We start from the raw sequence: 1,054 nt of genomic DNA on the forward strand, positions 1-1,054 counted from the left end.
AGGTGAGCGGTGGGACCGCGCCGCGCTCGCGCTCGCCGTCGTCGCCCTCGCGCCACCGCTGTACACCGGCCACGCCGTCGGGACGGCGGCCCACGAGCTCGCGACCGGGAGCCTCCTCGTCCACGTCGTCGCCGCGACGCTGTGGGTGGGCGGCCTGGCCGCGCTCGTCCTCCGGGTGCGCCCCGAGGCCCTCGCCGCGGCCGCCCACCGGTTCAGCGGGCTCGCGCTCGGCTGCTACGCCGTCCTCGTCGCCACGGGGGTCGCGACGGCCCTCGCCCACCTGGGCACGACCCCGTCGTCGTGGTGGTCGGGCTACGGGGCGACGGTCGGCGTCAAGACGCTCGCCGTCGTCGTGCTCGGCCTGCTGGGGCACCGGCACCGGACCTGGACCCTGCCCCGGCTCGCCGCCGGCCGACGAGGGCCGCTGCTCCGGCTGGCGACGGTCGAGCTGCTGGTCATGGGCGCGGCGATGGGGGTGGCGACGGGCCTCTCGCGGACCCCCGGGGCGCGGCCGGCCGCGAGCGGCACGCACGTCCCCGAGCCGGGCGGCGCGTCGACGACTGCCCTGGAGGTGGCGCTGGCCTGGCAGCCCGAGCCCGTGCTCACCACGGTCGTCCTCGTCGGGCTGGCCGTGCTCGGGCACCGCTGGGGCCTCCTGCGCCCGCGCGGCCCCGGCCTGCACCTGGTGATGACCGCCCTGGTCGCGGTGATCGCGCTCGGGCTCCCCGACGACGTGGCGGGTGCGCCGCTCCTGGGGGTCGCCGTCGGGCGGCACCTCGTGCTGGCCCTGATGCTCCCGGCGCTCCTGGTCGCCGCTCTGCGCCGTGGCGGGCGCGCCCCGGCGACGGCGTCCGGCGTCAGCCCGACGACGGCGTTCGCGGCCCTCGTCGCGTCGACCGTGCTCGTGCTGCGCATGCCGACGACGTGGTCGGCCGGCCCGGCACCCGGGCACCTGCTCCTGCCCGCCGCGTCCCTGCTGTGCGGCGCGGTCGTCGTCGCCGCGCTGGTCAGGGGCACGCCGCCGGCCACGCCCCAGGCCGACGGCGGACCGGCT

Annotated in this window: 1 protein-coding gene; it reads left to right on the top strand. The window is 79.4% G+C overall.

Going from position 1 to position 1,054, the window contains the following annotated elements; translation table 11 throughout:
• On the top strand, positions 1-1,054 hold a 1,054-nt coding region (locus N866_RS18745; RefSeq protein WP_034229646.1), incomplete at both ends, for a copper resistance D family protein.

Origin of the sequence: Actinotalea ferrariae CF5-4 (assembly GCF_000603945.1) — a bacterium.
Taxonomy (GTDB): Bacteria; Actinomycetota; Actinomycetes; order Actinomycetales; family Cellulomonadaceae; genus Actinotalea; species Actinotalea ferrariae.